General features: G+C 72.3%; 11 protein-coding genes and 2 pseudogenes. 10 read left to right on the forward strand and 3 right to left on the reverse strand.

Annotated elements, in window-relative coordinates; translation table 11 throughout:
• Positions 1–454 (reverse strand): annotated as a pseudogene (locus AB0915_RS27600) (hypothetical protein); the annotation flags it as partial.
• Positions 455–532: 78 nt separating this feature from the next.
• Here AB0915_RS27600 and AB0915_RS27605 point away from each other — a divergent pair.
• Complete coding sequence (locus AB0915_RS27605; RefSeq protein WP_366693642.1) at positions 533–892, forward strand: zinc ribbon domain-containing protein YjdM; 360 nt, start codon at positions 533–535, stop codon at positions 890–892.
• Positions 892–1,032 (forward strand): annotated as a pseudogene (locus tag AB0915_RS27610) (AraC family transcriptional regulator); the annotation flags it as partial. The gene AB0915_RS27605 and the pseudogene AB0915_RS27610, both read left to right, overlap by 1 nt.
• A 445-nt stretch (positions 1,033–1,477) precedes the next feature.
• Here the strand turns inward: AB0915_RS27610 and AB0915_RS27615 are convergent.
• Positions 1,478–1,906, reverse strand: a complete 429-nt coding sequence (locus tag AB0915_RS27615) for an ATP-binding protein (protein ID WP_366693643.1) — start codon at positions 1,904–1,906, stop codon at positions 1,478–1,480.
• Positions 1,907–2,079: 173 nt separating this feature from the next.
• Here AB0915_RS27615 and AB0915_RS27620 point away from each other — a divergent pair, with 173 nt between their 5' ends.
• The 8 genes from AB0915_RS27620 (at position 2,080) to AB0915_RS27655 (ending at position 15,578) form a co-directional block, all read left to right on the forward strand.
• Positions 2,080–2,898: a helix-turn-helix transcriptional regulator gene (locus tag AB0915_RS27620; RefSeq protein WP_366693644.1), complete on the forward strand. Its 819-nt coding sequence runs from the start codon at positions 2,080–2,082 to the stop codon at positions 2,896–2,898.
• On the forward strand, positions 2,895–3,080 hold the full coding sequence (locus AB0915_RS27625; RefSeq protein ID WP_366693645.1) for a DUF397 domain-containing protein: 186 nt from the start codon (positions 2,895–2,897) through the stop codon (positions 3,078–3,080). Before AB0915_RS27620 ends, AB0915_RS27625 begins: the two co-directional genes overlap by 4 nt.
• Positions 3,081–3,255: 175 nt before the next feature.
• On the forward strand, positions 3,256–5,364 hold the full coding sequence (locus tag AB0915_RS27630) for a hypothetical protein (protein ID WP_366693646.1): 2,109 nt from the start codon (positions 3,256–3,258) through the stop codon (positions 5,362–5,364).
• A gap of 76 nt (positions 5,365–5,440) precedes the next feature.
• The gene (locus AB0915_RS27635; RefSeq protein ID WP_366693647.1) at positions 5,441–6,613 is read left to right on the forward strand and encodes a hypothetical protein; all 1,173 of its coding nucleotides are present in this window, start codon (positions 5,441–5,443) and stop codon (positions 6,611–6,613) included.
• 277 nt (positions 6,614–6,890) lie between these two features.
• The gene (locus AB0915_RS27640) at positions 6,891–8,516 is read left to right on the forward strand and encodes a TIGR02677 family protein (protein WP_366693648.1); all 1,626 of its coding nucleotides are present in this window, start codon (positions 6,891–6,893) and stop codon (positions 8,514–8,516) included.
• Positions 8,516–10,120 carry a TIGR02678 family protein gene (locus AB0915_RS27645; protein WP_366693649.1) on the forward strand — a complete coding sequence of 535 codons (1,605 nt, stop codon included), beginning with the start codon at positions 8,516–8,518 and terminating at the stop codon, positions 10,118–10,120. The genes AB0915_RS27640 and AB0915_RS27645 overlap by 1 nt, the downstream gene beginning before the upstream one ends.
• Positions 10,117–14,319, forward strand: coding sequence for a TIGR02680 family protein (locus AB0915_RS27650; RefSeq protein WP_366693650.1), 4,203 nt, complete (start codon positions 10,117–10,119; stop codon positions 14,317–14,319). Before AB0915_RS27645 ends, AB0915_RS27650 begins: the two co-directional genes overlap by 4 nt.
• Entirely contained in the window at positions 14,316–15,578 is a 1,263-nt protein-coding gene (locus tag AB0915_RS27655; protein ID WP_366693651.1) for a TIGR02679 family protein, read from the forward strand. The genes AB0915_RS27650 and AB0915_RS27655 overlap by 4 nt, the downstream gene beginning before the upstream one ends.
• Here AB0915_RS27655 and AB0915_RS27660 read toward each other — a convergent pair.
• Complete coding sequence (locus AB0915_RS27660) at positions 15,482–16,321, reverse strand: class I SAM-dependent methyltransferase (RefSeq protein WP_366693666.1); 840 nt, start codon at positions 16,319–16,321, stop codon at positions 15,482–15,484. The two genes, AB0915_RS27655 and AB0915_RS27660, sit on opposite strands and share 97 nt — an antisense overlap.
• Between the last annotated feature and the right edge of the window lie 40 nt (positions 16,322–16,361).

Here is a 16,361-nt window from a genome sequence, read left to right on the forward strand (position 1 = left end):
GTCGCGGGGGCCGCGCCCGGCCCACCCACCCCTCCGCGAGGGGAGGTCGAGGTACGGGTGCTTCCCGACGTAGCATCGCGCTCGCTGTGGTCGACGGACTCCGGTGGGCGGCCGGCAACAACATTGCCGCGGAGGTGGCACGCGCCCGACGCACCAGCGGCTCGGAACAGCCCCTCATCCGCGCACAGCCGGGCAGTACGAGGATCAGTACCCGGAACGCCACCACCGGCAGCAGTTCCCGGACCTGCGCCCGCGCATCGTGGAGGGAGACCATACCGAGACCGATGGGCAGCCTGGCCGCCGGCACAGCGGCAGCGGCCTCCGGCAGCCGGCGCGGCCGTACGACGGCGAGGGCCAGCACACCCAGCAACAGGACAAGCGACAGCGACTCGGCTGCGAAGGGACTCGGCGCGCACTCCCGGCGGCGGAAACCTCCCGGCCGGACGGCGGCCACGAACCACCACAGGACGACACCCCGGGACGCCTGTGGACGCGACAGGGGATCGTGCAGGAGTTCGGATATTCTGGCCGAATGCTTGAGAACCTCCCCCCTTGCCCGAAGTGCTCCAGCGAGTACACCTACGAGATGAACGCTCTGGTGGTCTGCCCGGAGTGCGGCAATGAGTGGGTTCCCGCCGTGGGCGGCGCGGAGGACACGAGTGTCTCCGGGGAGCGGGTCGTCAGGGACTCCGTCGGGAATGTGCTGAGCGACGGCGACACGGTGACCGTCGTCAAGGCCCTGAAGGTCAAGGGCAGCCCCTCGGGGATCAAGGCGGGCACGAAGGTGCGCAACATCCGCCTGGTCGACGGAGTCGACGGCCACGACATCGACTGCAAGATCGACGGATTCGGCGCCATGCAGCTCAAGTCGAGCGTGGTCAAGAAGGCCTGACCCAGGACCTCCTCGTCGCCCGTTTCGACCAGCCGCTGCCCCTGTCCGCCCTGGCCGCGGGCATGGGCGTCAGCGAGCGCACCCTCACCCGCCTCTTCACCCGCGCCACCGGAGGCCTCACCCCACTGCTGGGCCAGGAAGGGCGCGAGCCCGAGATTCGGGCCTCCGACCCGCCGTGAGACCCCGAACTGCTCGGCGAAGTGCGTGAGGAAGTCGAGGCGGTCCACTTCCGCCGGGTAGCGCAGCACACTGGTCCGCAGGTCCGACGGACGCAGTTCCGGGGCGGCGGCGAGCGGGTGCGCGGCACTCACGACGGCGTCGACCGGCTCGAGCCGTACCAGCCGGTGGGCCAGCTCCGCCAGGGCCCGCCCCCGCAGCGAGGGGACACGGCCGAAGCCGGCGCCCACCTCACCGCGCCGCAACGCCTCCGCCACCGAGGGGAAGTCGCGTCCCGTGCCCGGCTCGACGTCGAGCTCCGGGGCCGCCGTGACGACCTGTGCGAGGGTACGCATCGGCCCGTACAGGTGCCCCCACACATCGATCCGCAGCCGCCGCCGGGTCCCGAGCGCCGCGGCCACCGCGAGATCACCCGCCGACAGTGCCTGACGGGGTCTTGCCTACCGGCCGGTGCGGTTCCACACCCCATGTGTACGCGAGAGCGACGACGAGGAGGAGGCCGCGGCCCGAACCTTCGTCGTCGGCGGCGGTTCCGGTGGCTCTCGGCAACCGCTCGTCCCGTGCGTCCGACACGGCGATGCGCAGGACGTCCGCGTCCAACGTCAGCCGCACCTCGAAGTCCCGCCCTGGCACGCGCCCGTGCGTTACCGCGTTCGTGGCGAGCTCGGCCACGATCAGCGCGGCCGACGCGGAGAGATCGCTGTCGTGCGCGATGCCCCAGGTGCAGAGCTTTTCGACGGCGAGGAGGCGGGCGAGCCGTGCGCCGCGCGGAGTGGAGCTGAACCGCTGCGTGAACACACATACGGTAGTGGGAGTTTGCGGGATTGCAGGGTTCATTGAAGGAGTCATGCGCCCACAATGTCGGCGTTTCCGCAGCTCATTCCATGCTGACAGCTCGTACGGAGAAGCAGCGTACGACCTCACGCTCTGGAAAGTACCGATAACCAACCGTGACCATGGGTTCGTTGTGTACCCGCGCCGGGTGCGGCACGTGCGACGAGGGGGTCGCCATGGCGAACAGCAGTTGCAGTGAACCCGAACCGTCCGACAGCCTCAAGGCGTTCGGAGCCGTCCTCAAGGTCTTTCGCGAGCGCGCTTCCCTGACCCAGGAGCAGCTCGCACCGCTGGTCATGTATTCGCCGCACTTCGTCGGCTCGATCGAGCAGGGACGGCGCTTGCCGCCCGGTGATTTCGTCGAGCGGGCGGAGGAGGCCCTGGACGCGTTCGGTGTGCTGAGAGCCGCGGCCCGGCATGTGGCGCGGCAACCGGGCCTGGCGGCGTGGTTCCGGCTGTGGGCGCAGCTGGAGGCGACGGCGGTCGGTTACGAGTGCCGGGTGGTGCCCGGACTGCTGCAGACGGAGGCGTACGCGCGTGCCGTGATGCTGAACGTCCCGCCGCCGCCCACGGAGGACGAGGTCGCAGAACGTATCGCGGCGCGACTGGAGCGCCAGAAGCTGCTGACCCGCAAGCCGCCGATCGCGTTCAGCTTCATCATTGAGGAGTCGGTACTTCTGCGGGACACGGGCGGCGAGGACGTGACACGGGAGCTACTCGATCACCTCATCCGATGCGGGGAGTTGTGGAACGTCGAGATCCAAGTCATGCCGCTGCGCCAGCCGCACCACGCCGGCGCGGACGGCCCGATGCAGCTCCTGGAGTCGCAGGACCACCAGTGGCTCGGCTACTCGGAGGGGCAGCAGACCGGGCAGCTGATCTCCGACCGTAAAGACGTCAGCCTGATGCAGATGCGCTATGCCAAGATGCGCTCACAGGCCCTGTCCCCCGCGGACTCGGCGGACCTGTTGAAGCGGATGCGAGGAGCGCTATGAGCACCAGCGGCGAGCTGAACTGGTTCAAGAGCAGCTACAGCGGTTCCCAGGGCGACAGCTGCGTGGAGATTGTGTACCAGCCCGGTGCCGTGTACGTCCGGGACTCCAAGGAGAAGGAGGGGCCGTGGTTCGCCGTCCGCCCGGCGGCTTGGGAAGAGTTTGTCGGTTACGTCACCCTTTGAATCGTCTGGCCTGCACGACAGGGGCTCGAAACTCTTGTCGCGCGGGCTCATGCGTTGCACTGCTGCTCGAGAATTCTGCCGGACCGATTCTGCAGGGAGGAGCCGTGCCGTGGCCCGGGGCGAGTGGGTAACGTGGGAGCGGTTGCAGGTCCATTGAGGTGAGGTCGTCCCGTCCATGCGTATGTTCTTCGAGCCCGACGACGAAGAGGAATTTGCCGCCGCCTGCGAGCAGCTCGCCCGCCGCGTCGCGGACTGGAGCCGCACTCAGGGCGGGGAGGAGGCGGACCCGATCGTCGTGGAGTCGGCACTCGAGTACCGGCACCGCGGGACCGTGGACGGTCGGCTGGGTCTGTGGCAGGCGCGGCATGTGGAGGAGTTCCTGCTGGACTGGCTGCCGCGGACGCTGACCCGGCTGCCGGGCGAGCCTCTGGTGGACGCGCCAGGCGGGCTGCGCGCACTGCTGCGGTACATGGACGCCACGGGCCTGGCGGACCCGCGCGGCGACGCCCTCGACATGGTGGAGCGTGCCGTCGATGCCGCCGCCGGACAGTTCGAGGCGGCGATGGCGGACCGCACGCGCTGGGGCACGGCGAAGTTCTGGGCGACGACCGCCGCCGAGCAGGGCGTGGACCTCCACGACCAGGCGGCGATGATGCGTTTCAACGAGCGTGTCCGGCGCGACGAGGTGCCGTACGACCGCGACGCCCTGGACGTGATCATGGCGCGGCACCGGCGCCCCGGCCCGCCCGGAGCCGAACGGGCCGAGCCCCAGCTGCCGGTAGTCCTTCCCGGCGAGGACGGGCGGCGGGCACAGGCCGCCGAGGCGCCGCTGCTCCGGCAGCTGAGCGGGCTCGCCGACTGGGCGGGTCCGCAGGGGCGGGAACTGACCAAGACCGGCCGGCTGCGGATCGCCGACGCCAGGGAACTTGTTGCCACCCTGGAGACCGGGGACCGACCCGGCTCCCCGCGCACGAGCGCGGAACTGCCCCGGCTGAATCTGATCTTCGAGTGGGCGAAGAAGGCCCGCCTGATCCGGGTGGCGAAAGGACGCGTGTACGCGGTCGCCAAGGCGCGCCCGCTGCTCGCCGACCCGCTTGCGCTGTGGCAGCGCGCCTTCGAGACGGTCTTCGAGCTGCGCGAGCCCCTGCTGGGCGATGCGGACGGCTTTCGGCTCACCTCGCTGCTGTACGACGTGTACGAGGACGTACTGCCCGACGTCCTCAACACCCTCTACAGCCTTCCGTACCCGATGCCCTGGCCCCAGCTCCGGGACTCCGTCCACCTGGCCTACCGGATGAGCTTCGACCTCACGCAGGGGACGGCGGCCCAGCAAAGGGGCTGGCTGCTGTCCGCCGACCACGACCTGCGCCACGTCCTGGACGCCCTGGAGCGTCTCGGCGCGATCAGCCGCGAGCAGGGCATGGCCGACCCGGCCTTCCTGGAACTGCCCGCCCCCGAAACCACCCTCGGCCAGGCCCCGCAGCTGCCCTCCGGAATGCCGCCCGAATTCGCCGAGCTTCTCGGTGGCCTCCCCACTGCCCCCGACCCGCAGGCCGAGGCGAGCGCGAAGCGGCTGCGCGCCGAACTGGCCGACGGCCCGGTGGAGTTGATCCGCCTCACCCACCTCGGTACGCATGCCGTACGGCAACGCCTCCTCGCGGAGGGACGCAGCGCACCGCTCGTCGGCGAACTCGCCCACGCCCCCGCCGCCGGGCTGCTCGGCGTACTGGCCGAGCACTACGACCCCGACAGCGCCCGCGCCGAGCTCGCTGCCTGGACCACCGCCCACGGCGGTTGTGAAGGCGCCCGCAGCCAACTTCTGCAGGCGGTACGGGAGATGCCGTTCCGCACACGTGCCGCCGCGCTGCTCGACACCCTGGCCACAGCGCTGCCCGAAGGAGACGGCGAGGAACTGCTGCGCTTCCTGCGCGCCGACCCGGAACTGGCCCCGACCGCGCTCAGCGTCCTCACCGTCCGCGACATCCTCGCCCCCGACGACCTGACCGAGGCGGAAGCGCACCTCATGGTCGCGGAGAGCCTGCTCCAACTGCTGGAGAACGGTGGAGAGGACGCCTTCCTCGACGCCGTGTTGTCCGGCGGGCGGAGCCAGGCCGAGGACGCGATCCGGGCCGCCCTCACTTCAGGCCATCCGGACCACACCGGACTTGAGCAGCTCCGGCACTTCGCGCAGGGACCGCTCCGCGCCAAGTCCGCGCAGCTGGGACGGCTCAACGCGGCCCGCGCCCGTGGCCGCACCAAGCCCAGAGGCAAGCGCCGCCGCTGACCCACGCCGCCCCGAGCCCTGCGGTCCGCCCGGCCGCAGGCGCTCCTGCGAGATCCTCCCCGGTACGCTGCGGGCCGTGAGCGAGTACCAGTACTACGAGTTCCTGGCCATCGACCGCCCCTTGAGCGAGCAGGAGCTCGACCAAGTGCGTGCGCTGTCCACCCGGGCCGAGATCACCCCCACGAGTTTCACCAATGAGTACCACTGGGGAAACTTCCGCGGCGATCCGACGAAGATGGTGGAGCAGCTCTACGACGCCCACCTCTACTACGCGAACTGGGGCAGCCGCCGCCTCGTCCTGCGCCTGCCCGACACCCTGCTGCGGGCCGAGGCCGCCGCGCCGTACTGCGCCGAGGAGTCGTTGGGGGCCTGGACGCGCTCCGGGCACACGCTGTTGGACTTCTCCCTCTCCCCGGAGGACGGCGGCGAGTGGGACTTCGAGACCTCGTACACGCTCTCGGCCTTCGTCGGCCTGCGTGCCGAGCTTGCCGCGGGCGACCTGCGAGCCCTGTACGTGGCCTGGCTCGCCGGACTGACCGTCTGGGGGCTGATGGATGACGACGAGGAGGAGTACGGCCGCGAACTCGAACCCCCCGTGCCCGCCGGACTGGCGACGCTGACCGGCCCGCAGCGGGCGCTGGCCGACTTCCTGCACGTGGACGGTGATCTGCTGGCTGTCGCCGCGGAGACCAGCGGGCCCGCGACCGCGACGGCCGTGGACAAGAAGGCCCTGGCGGCCTGGATCGCCGCACTGCCGGCCGCCGAGAAGGACACGTTGCTCTTGAAGGCCGCGCTCGGCACCGCGCCACAGCCCGGCCTCAGCCTGCTGGCCCGCTACCGCGACGCCAGCACCCGCAGCCCCCGCAGCGCGGGTGAACGCCGCACGGCTGCCAAACTCCTGGACGCCGCCTACCGCCACCGCACCGCACGCGAACGGCTTCGGAAGGAGGCCGAAGCCGCGGCCCAACGAGCCCGGGCGTTGGAGATGAGCAAGGCCCGGGACGCACACCTGACCCGGCTCGCCCAGGACACCGAGCAGGCATGGCGGGACGTCGACAACCTCATCGCACAGAAGAAGCCCGCCCAGTACGACATCGCCGTCACCCTGCTCAAGGACCTCCGGGAGATCCACGCCCGGGCCGGGACCAGCGCCGAATTCCACCAGCGCGCCGCCGGACTGGGCGAGACCCACAGGGGCAAGCCCGCCCTGATGCGCCGCTTCGACGATGCCGGACTCCCCAGCTCCTGACCGTCTCTCCGGCCTGCTGCCACGACACGGGACCACGAGATCGGACCGGTTCTGGCAGGTAGGAGGCCTCGCGGCCTGCGTCGCGGGGTGGGCCGTCGTCGCGGCGGTGACCGGGTGCCGCCCCGGGCTCGTTCGCGCGGGCGGGACGCGGGCCGTAGCGTGCGGTGGGACGGTGACCGTACGACCGGAAGGTGCGCGCCCGGCACCGTCGCGCGTGCGAGGGCTTCTTGCCGGTCTGGTCCCGGGCTGTCAGTGGGTGCTCCTAAGCTGCGTAATCGTGGAAGAATCCGGTTCGCAGGGGGAGAAACAGCCGCAGCCTGCCGACGAAGCATGGCAGCGGTTGTCGGCGTACGCGTACCTCAGCGCGCCCGAGCGCATGGAGTACGTGGCGGTGATGCGGGTGTTCTGCTCCACCCTGCTCGCCGATCTGGCCGTGCCGGACGTACTGGCCAGACTGGCGCGCAGCGCAGGGCCAGGGGCGGAGCTGGACGGTGAGACGCTCACGGCCCGGCTGGAGCAGCTGGTCCGTTGGGGCAATCTGCTGCGTTCCACGCATGCGGTGAAGGTCACCAGCATCGCCGAGTACCAGCGTTCGCGGTCCCGTTATCAGCTGTCCAAGCTGGGCGAGAAGGTGCAGCGTGACGCCGATGAGGTGCTGGCCGGCGCCGACGCGGCGCGCGAGGTGAGCAGCGAGCTGCTGGCGCTCGTCGACCGGGGGCTGCGGGAGCTGGCGGCCGCGGTTGCCGCGCCGGGCGGGGCAGAGCCGCAGGCGGCACTCGAACGGATCAGTACGTTCTTCGTCCAGTTCGGCGAATTCGCCGAGTCCGTACGGGACTTCTACGCCTATCTGGGCCAGGTCCTGGCCCGGTACGACCTGGACGGAGCCGAGTACCAGGGCTTCAAGGACCTGCTGCTCGACTACGTCCAGGCCATCAGCGAGGACGTGTCCTTCCGGGCACCGCGCATCGCCGCGAGCCTGGACGAGCTCTGGCCCCGGCTGCCGGGCCTGTTGGAGCGGATCGACGCCCACGCGGGCGGCCTGGCGGCCGCTGTCGGCGGACTGCCGGAGACCCGGGTGCAGCGCAGCCGGGGCCGGGAGATGGGGGACTGGGAGGGGCTGCGGAGCTGGTTCGCCCATGGGGGTACGGGGGCCGGCGCGGGCAGTCAGGTCGACCAACTGCGCGATGCCACCCACCGGGCGCTGCACTCGCTGCTCGCCAACGCCAAGCGGATGCTGCGCTCCGCCTCCGGGGAGATATCGCGGCGCAAGGATCTGCTGCGGCTCGCCCAGTGGTTCGACGCCGCCTCGCCCGAGGACGCCCATGACATCGCGGTCGCGGCCTTCGGCCTGTACGGTGCCCGCCATCTGGGAGTGGCGCCGGACCCGGACGGTACGGTGCCGGCCTATGTGAGCTGGTGGACCGGGCCGGTCGTGGACGTCCCGGTGGCGCTTCGGGAACGCGGCTCCCGGGCCCAGCGCGGCCGGGCGTCGGCCGCCGAGGACCACTCCGCGCAGAAGCGCAAGCTGGTGGAGCAGGCCCGCGAGCAGGCGGCCGCCCGCCAGGCCGCCGCGGCGGAACTCCGCAGCGCCTCCGGCCGCTTCGGCCAGGCCCGCCTCACCTCCGCCGCGCTGTCCCTGCTGCTGGAGCTGCTCGCCACCGCCCTGGGCAACGCACGGATCAGCCAGCCGGGGAGCGACGGGGGAAACGGGGGATTCGCCGTGGACGGGGCCCGGTCGGGAGACACGGAGCTGGATCTGGCCGTCGTCGTACGTCATCTTTCCGGAGCCCGGACCGTACTGCGTTCCACCGATGGTGAACTGCTTCTGGAAGACCTGGACATCGAGACCGGCCCGTACGCCTTTTTGAGCCAGGAGCCCGGCACCACGGAGGTGAGTGCCTGATGGCTCTGCCCTCCACGCACGATGTCGCCCTCGCCGCGGAACGGCGTGCCGCCGCCCGGCTGTTGCTGGCATATCCGGTGGTCACCGCCACCGGCCCGCACGCGGACACCTTCCCGCTCGTACGGCGACACGCCGACTGGCTTGCCCAGCGCTTCCAGCAGGTCCTCGGCTACCGGCTGCTGGTCGAGTCCTCCTACGCCCGGCTCTTCAAAGCCGGCCTCGGACCCGGCTCCGGCCATCGCCTGGAGCGGTCCACCGGCACGCCCTTCACCCCACGCACCTATGCCTGCCTCGCCCTGTTCCTGTCCGTCCTGGTCACAGCGCCCGAACAGCTGCTGCTCTCCCGGCTGCTCGCCGATGTACGGGCCGCGGCCGTCGACGCCGGACTGGAGATCGAGACCACCGGGCGTCAGGCGGAGAAACGCACCCTGGTGGCGGCGCTGCGGCAGCTGGTCGCCTGGGGTGTCCTCGCCGAGACCGACGGCAGCGTCGACGCGGCCGCGGATGCGGACGACAGGGCCGGGGAGGCGCTGCTGACCGTGGACCGGGAGATCGCCCGCGCGATCGTCGCGGGGCCGCTCGCACAGAGCCGCGACGGCGCGGATCTGGTCGTACGGGCCGCCGATCCCGGCTTTGGTGGCCCGCGTACATACGTCCGTCGGCGCCTGGTGGAGACCCCTGCCGTGTACCTCGACGACCTCACCGACGCCGAGCGGGAGTGGCTGCGCACCCGGCAGCGGCGCGAGGCACAGGCCTTCTCCGAACTCCTCGGTCTGGAGGCGGAGATCCGCGCGGAGGGTGTCGTCCTCACCGACCCCGAGGACGAACTGACCGATCTGCGCGTGCCTGGCACCGGCACCGTCGCCCAGGCGGCGCTGCTGCTGGTCTCCCGGCTCGCGGAGCGCCTTCGTCCCGCCGACCCCGGCCATCAGGCCACCGGGGGGCGGCTGGTCATCGGCGTGCCCGTCCCGGCGGGGCTGGTGGAGGAGATCCTGGCGGAACTGGTGGAGGAGTACGGCCGGCGCGCCACATGGCAGCGCGGCTATCTCGACGACCCCGCCGCGCTGCGGGCCGACACCGTCGATCTGCTGATACGAATGCGGCTGCTCGCCCTCGCGGGACCGGTTCGGGCGGAAGGCCTCGGCGTGCCCGAGGGGTACGGCACTGAGTCCGCCGACGGCCGCGCGGTCACCGATGTCTCCGGTGTCCGCGCCGGCAGTACGGGCCTCGACGGAGGCCCTGGCGGTGCCAGCACAACTGCCAGCGACGGCTCTGCCCGCTCCGACGGCAGTGGTCCTGCCCTTGTCCTCCCCGGCGGTGGAAACGCCAACGACGGCCCGGACAGCGGCGGGCCCGACTCTGCTCGTCACGACGATGCCCGCACCGGCGGCAGCGATCCCGACCCCGCCCGCCCCGACGGCTCCCTCCCTGGCGGTGGCAGTCCCGACGGCGGTGGGCCCGACTCTGTTCACCCCGACGGCGGTGGCCACGACAGGACCGGTCTCGTCCTGCTCGCCGCCGCTGCCCGCTATGCCACCGCCGTCACCGTCCGCAAGGCCGCCGCATTCCCGCACGGCACCGCAGTCAAGCAGGAGCAGCGATGACGTCCGCCCTTCTCCCCGCGCCGCGCTACCGGCTCAGCCGGGCCGGCATCCGCAACGTCTGGCAGTACGACGAGCAGGAGTTCGCCTTCGGCGACGGCCGGCTGCTGCTGCGCGGCAAGAACGGCGCGGGCAAGTCCAAGGCGCTGGAGATGCTGCTGCCGTACCTGCTCGACGGCGACGCCCGCGCCCTGGACGCCACCGGCACGGGCCGCACCACCCTCACCTGGCTGATGCTCGACGGATTCGAGCAGACCAACCGGCTCGGCCATCTCTGGGTGGAGTTCCATCACATAGGTGACGACGGCGAGGAGCGCTTTCTCACCCTCGGCGCGGCCATCCGTGCCTCGAAGTCCACCCAGAGCGCCAAGGCGTACTTCTTCGTCACGCCCCTGCGCGTCGGCCACGAGCTGCAACTGACCGCCACCGGACAGCCGATCCCCGTCGACAAGCTGCGCGAGGCGGTCGGTGCGGAGAACGTCACCGACCGTGCCGTGGAGCACCGCGCCCGCGTCGCCCGGGAGCTCTTCGGGCTCACCGACCCCGGCCGCTACCGCAACCTCACCCAGCTCCTGCACCGGCTGCGCCGCCCCACCATCGGCGACCGCATCGAGTCCGGCGGGCTGGTCGGAGTCCTCGGCGAGACCCTCCCCGGACTGGACGACGACACGGTTGACAAGGTCGCCCGCAGCCTGGACGACCTGGACGCCGTACGCACCGATCTGGGGCGGCTGGAACGGACCGATGCCGCGCTGCGCACCTTCCTCGGCAGCTACCGTGGCTATCTTCACGGGGTGCTGCGCCGCCGCGCCCACCGCGTCGGAACGGAACTCGACCGGCTCACCGAGCGGCGCCGCGCCGCCGGGGACGCGCAGAAGGAAGCCGCCGCACTGCGGCAGCGCGAGGAGGAGGCAGCCGCACAGCTCGACGCTCTCCACGACGTCCATGAGACGGCCCGGACCGAGCTGGAGGCGCTGCGCGCGGGAGCCGCCTACCGCAGCCTGGAGGAGCTGGCCGAACGACGGGCCACTGTCGCGGCCCTGCACACCGCTGCCACCGCCGCGTTCACGGCCGTGCGCCGCGCCCACGACACCGAACGCAGGGCCGCCCACGCCGTGACCGAGGGGGCGCGGCGCATCGGCGAGCAGCTCACCGGCCTCAGCTCCTGGCACCGTGAGCTGCACGACACCGCCGAACGGGCCGGGCTCGACCCGGTCCACCTGGGCGAGCCGGTGGCGAGTGCCCCGACCGTGCTCGCCCCGCCCGCCGAGACCGAACTGACCGGACCGGACGGAGATCCGCACCTTCAACACCATGGTCCTGTGCGTGCCGTCGACCCCGTGGCCGCCGGCGCCGCCCTGCGCGCCTGGGAGGAGCAGCTCGCCGCCGCCGGACCGCCCGCCGGCCGGGGTCTGGGGGCGGTCGGCGAAGTGGCCCGGCTGAGCGGCGCGGCCCGTGACGCCGCCACCCGCGCCCAGCAGTACGACGCCGAGCGAGAGCGGTGCGAGGAGCAGGCCGAGGAGGCCACCCGCCGCGTCGGTGCCCACCGCGACGACGTCGTGCGGGCCGGGACACAGTACGCCGCAGAGGTACAGGACTGGGCTGGCCGCATTCGTGCGGAACTGGGCGCCCCGTTGCCGGACGACGTGGTCGCCCTGACCGGCGCCGAGTCCGACACCGAAGCTCCCTTCTCCGAGCGCGCCCTGCCCGCCGAAACGGCCGCCGACGTGGCCCGCGCCGCCGAGGAGATCCTCGATCCCTTCGCCGTCGCCCTCACCGCGGAACGCGACACCCTTGCCCTGCGAGGCCGCGAACTCGAGGCGGAGCAGCAGCGGTTGAGGTCCGAGCGGGACGCCTGGGAACGGCGCACCGACCCCGAGCCGCCCCGCCCCCTCCACCGCGCGGCCGAGCGGGCCACCACCACTGGTGCCCCCTTCTACCGGCTCGTCGACTTCGCGGACGGTACGGGCCCGGGCGACCGGGCCGGACTGGAAGCCGCCCTGGAGGCGAGCGGTCTGCTCGACGCCTGGGTCACGGCGGAAGGCGCGCTGCTGGACCCGGCCACCCGGGACACCCTGCTCGCCCCTTCCGGCGCGCCGCCCTCCGGTGCCACGCTCGCCACCGTCCTGCGTCCCGTGGCTGCCCCGGACTGCAAGGTCGGTACCGCGCGGATCGAGCAGATGCTGACCTGCGTCGCGCTGGTCCGGGCCGGCGCGGGCGCCGCCCCGGACCCCAGTGCGCTCGGTCTGGACGGCAGCTGGCGGCTCGGTGTGCTCAGCGGCTTCCACACCAAGGAGCGCGCCGAGTACGTCGGTGCCGAGGTCAGGGCCGCCACCCGCAGACGCAGGCTCGCCGAACTGGATGGGCGGCTCGCCGTCGTACAGCGCGATCTGACGCTCGCGCAGGAGCAGCTGCATGCCGTCGACGGCCGCCGCAGCGTCCTCACCGCTGCCCTGCGTGCCCTGCGCGCACTGCCTTCCGGGCGCCGGCTCGGGGATGCCTGGGTGCGGCTGGAGCAGGCCGAGCAGGCCGCACGGGAACGGGCCACGGCGACATCGCGCGCCGCCCGCGAGGCCGAAGCGGCCCGGGCGGCTGCCGTCGCCGCCCGCCGGGGGGCGGAGGCCGCCGCCACCGCGCACGCCCTGCCCGTCGACCCGGAAGGGCTTGAGCGGGTCCGCGACGCCCTCAACCAGCTCGGTGCCGGCCTGGAGAAGCTGCGTCAATCCGTGCGTACGGCCGCCGGAGCCACCGCCGACCACGCCACCCACCACGACAGCCACCGCGACGCACGCGCAGCCCGCCAGGAGGCCGAAGCCGACTACCGCGGCCACAAGGACCGGCTGGACGAGGCCCGCAGTGCCCTCCGCGTCCTGGAGCAGACCGTCGGCGCCGCCGAGCAGCAGATCCTTGCTCAGGAGAAGGGCGCCGAGCAGCGCGTCGCCGAAGCCGCCCGGGACATCCCCCGCCTCGAGAGGGAGCTCGAAGGCCTGCGCGATAACCGGATCCGTGCCGACGAGCGGGCACACACCCGGCAGGACGAACTCACCGCGCAGGAAGGAGAGGTGATCGGCTCCGGCCGCGCCCTGCGCACCGCGCTCGCCATGCCCGAGGTGGGCCGCGGTGCCGACCTGACCGACCCTCCGCCCGGTGCCCAGGAGCCCGCCGACGCGGCCGTACGGGCCAGAATCCGGGCCCTGCGCGATCTCGTCACGGCCGTCCGCGACCGGCTCGACCCGGAACGCCGGGACGTCACGGACACCACCCTGCTCAACCGTCACACCGCTCTGCGCGACCAGCTCTCCGGCGGCTTCGACGCCATCCTGGAGGAGCGCGAAGGCATCAAGGTCTGCCGGCTCGTCGACGACCACGGCCCGCACGACGTCGCCCTCGTCGCCGAGCGCATCGCCGGACAGGCCGCCGACGCCCGCGAGCGGCTCACCGAACGCGAACGCGAGGTCTTCCAGCGCTTCCTTACCGGCGAACTCGGCGACCATCTCTCCGCCCAGGTGCTCGCCGCCACCGCCCTGGTCGCCGCCCTCAACGACACCCTGCGCTCCGTACGCACTTCCCACGGCCTCGGCGTCGAACTCGACTGGCGCCTCGACGACGGCGTCGACGCCGACGTGCGGGCCGCCGTCGAGTTGCTGCGCAGTCCCTCCGGACTGCGTACCCGGGAAAAGACCGAGCAGTTGCGCGAGGTGCTGCAGCGGCGTATCGAGGACGCCCGGCGGGCCGACCCGGCCGCCGGCTATGCCGCGCATCTGCGTTCCGCACTCGACTACCGCCGCTGGTTCACCTTCCACGCCTGGGTTGTCGACGACGCCGCCCCCGGCCGCAGGCGCAGACTGACCGGCCGCACCGGACTGAGCCAGGGCGAACAGCGCGTGCTGTCCTATCTGGTGCTTTTCGCGGCAGCCGCCGCGCACTTCACCACCCTGGCTGAGTACGCCCCGCACGCCCCCCGGCTGATCGTCCTCGACGACGCGTTCGCCAAGGTCGACGAGCCCACCCACGGCCGCCTCTGCCGGATCCTCGTCGACCTTGACCTGGACTTCGTCCTCACCAGCGAGCGGCTGATGGGCAACTGGCCGGACGTACCCTCACTGCACATCTACGAATGCCTGCGCGACCCTCATGTCCGCGGAGTCGCGACGCTCCACTACAGCTGGAACGGCCGCCGGCGGCGCCTGATGCCCGTATGACCCCGCCCCTGGACGGTCCCACCCGCGACTGGCTCGCCGGCCCGGACCTGGCCCGGCTGTGGCAGGCCGTACGCAACCGGCTGGAGCGCAACGGGCTGAGCGCCACCGGCAGTCTGCGCCTGACCGGACTCACCCCGGCGGAACGCCGGGCCGTCTCTCTGCTCCTGGGACGGCCGGTCATCCGCCCCGAACTCACCCTGCGCCTGGCCGACCTGGACACCAGGCTGCGCTCGTCGGCCGCCAGTTGTGGTCTGGTGGACGCCGTCACCGCGCTCGGTCCGCCCCTCACCGACCACCGGGCGGCGCGTGAGAGCACCAGGGAACGCACCGCCCGGCTGTGGGCCCGGCTCACCGACACGCTCCAGGCCTCACCGCTGGCGGACCAGGAGTGGGCCCATCACTGGCTGGCGGAGATACGCCGGGCCGGTCTCCCCGGCCGCCAGCAGCCGACAGATGCCGCGGCCACCGTCGAACAGGCGATCCACACGCTCACCCTGCTCTTCTCCAGCGATTCGGTACCCCGCGGCCGGAGCGATCTTGCCACCGAGGTCACCGGCACTGCACACGGCCTCGACGACGGCACCTGGCTCGCCCGGCTCGTCCAGCGCGGAATCGCCCTCGCCCACGGCACCGAACCCCCAGAGGACGCCGGCGCCCGCCGCGCCCTGTGGCAGCTCGCCTCCGTCACCCCTGACGAGGTCTCGAGCACGGTGCTGACGTACGGCCTGCACCCCACGGGCGGTGGCTGGCGCGAAGCCGCCCTGCGCGAGCGCGCCTGGCACCGGGCCGAGAGCCATCTGACCCTGCGGGAGATCCGCGCCCTGCAGCTCACCCTGCCGTCGGACACCGTCATCCGGATCTGCGAGAACCCACGTGTGGTGGAAGCGGCGGCGGACAGCGCCTGCACCCAGCCCTTGGTCTGCACCTCGGGAAGCGCCGCCACCGTCGTACTCGACCTGCTCGACGCCCTTGCCGCGGCCGGCTGCGCCTTCACCTACCACGGTGACTTCGACTGGCCCGGCATCGCGCTCGCCAACCGCATCATCCGCCGCTACGACGCCCGCTCCTGGCGCATGGAGACCGACGACTACGAGCACCTCGCCCTGCACGCACGGGCGCGAGGTATTCCGCCGCTTCCCTTGGAAGGCCCCGTCGTGGAAGCTCAGTGGGACGCGGCCCTCGCCCCCGCCATGGACGCGCTCGGCGTCGCGCTGCACGAGGAGGCGGCGCTCGAGCTCCTGGTGGACGACCTCGCCTGACCGCCCAGGGACGCTCCCCGTCGTGCCACGACCAGGCGGCACCTCGGGCTGCCGTCCGGTCGTCGGCCGAGCTCCTCCAGCGGCAGCAGTTCCACCTCGAAGCCCGTCTCGGCCAGGTCCTCCAGCACATCGGGGAGACGGAACGTTCGGTAGTACATGACGAAGCGCGGCCGCCACAGGGCATTGCGCACACGCATTGTCGTGTCGAAGCCCAGCAGGGCCCAGTACAACGGGGAGCCCACCCGCGGCAGGGCGCCGACCGGGAAGGCGAAGCGGCCGCCCGGGCGAAGTGCCGCGTGCACCTGCGCGAACAGGCCGGGGCGTGCCTCGGGCAGGAAGTGGCCGAAGGCGCCGAAGCTGACCGCCAGGTCGAAGGCCGGCTGGAAGGGGAGGGCGAGGGCGTCGGCTCGTACCCAGTCCAGGGCCGGGCCGCCTGACGGCGTGGGCGGGTGCGCGGAACGGCCCACAGCCAGCATGCCGGCGCTGAAGTCGACGCCCGTGACCCGTTCCCGGCACAGGCGCCGCAGGACGTCCATCCCGGCGCCGGTGCCGCAGCACAGGTCGAGGCCCCTGTCGAAAGGACCGAGGCGGGTGAGGGCGTGCTCGACCGCCTTCAGGACGTGGTCCGGGGTACGGAACGGCGTGCGGTCGAACTTCTCGGCGAGCAGGTCGTATCCGCGCTCCGTGGAGGACAGCGCCTGAACCGCGAGTTCTCGGAGGGTGGGGCCCTGTGGTGTGAACATCACCGCCCAGGGTAGCCAGTGGCCGGTGGTGCGGTAAGTC

Origin of the sequence: Streptomyces sp. NPDC048411, assembly GCF_040704695.1 — a bacterium.
Lineage (GTDB): Bacteria > Actinomycetota > Actinomycetes > Streptomycetales > Streptomycetaceae > Streptomyces.

Coding starts and splice junctions, on each gene's coding strand:
- AB0915_RS27605 (WP_366693642.1), top strand. CDS start 533: ATGCTTGAGAACCTCCCCCCTTGCCCGAAGTGCTCCAGCGAGTACACC.
- AB0915_RS27615 (WP_366693643.1), bottom strand. CDS start 1,906: ATGAACCCTGCAATCCCGCAAACTCCCACTACCGTATGTGTGTTCACG.
- AB0915_RS27620 (WP_366693644.1), top strand. CDS start 2,080: ATGGCGAACAGCAGTTGCAGTGAACCCGAACCGTCCGACAGCCTCAAG.
- AB0915_RS27625 (WP_366693645.1), top strand. CDS start 2,895: ATGAGCACCAGCGGCGAGCTGAACTGGTTCAAGAGCAGCTACAGCGGT.
- AB0915_RS27630 (WP_366693646.1), top strand. CDS start 3,256: ATGCGTATGTTCTTCGAGCCCGACGACGAAGAGGAATTTGCCGCCGCC.
- AB0915_RS27645 (WP_366693649.1), top strand. CDS start 8,516: ATGGCTCTGCCCTCCACGCACGATGTCGCCCTCGCCGCGGAACGGCGT.
- AB0915_RS27650 (WP_366693650.1), top strand. CDS start 10,117: ATGACGTCCGCCCTTCTCCCCGCGCCGCGCTACCGGCTCAGCCGGGCC.
- AB0915_RS27655 (WP_366693651.1), top strand. CDS start 14,316: ATGACCCCGCCCCTGGACGGTCCCACCCGCGACTGGCTCGCCGGCCCG.
- AB0915_RS27660 (WP_366693666.1), bottom strand. CDS start 16,321: ATGTTCACACCACAGGGCCCCACCCTCCGAGAACTCGCGGTTCAGGCG.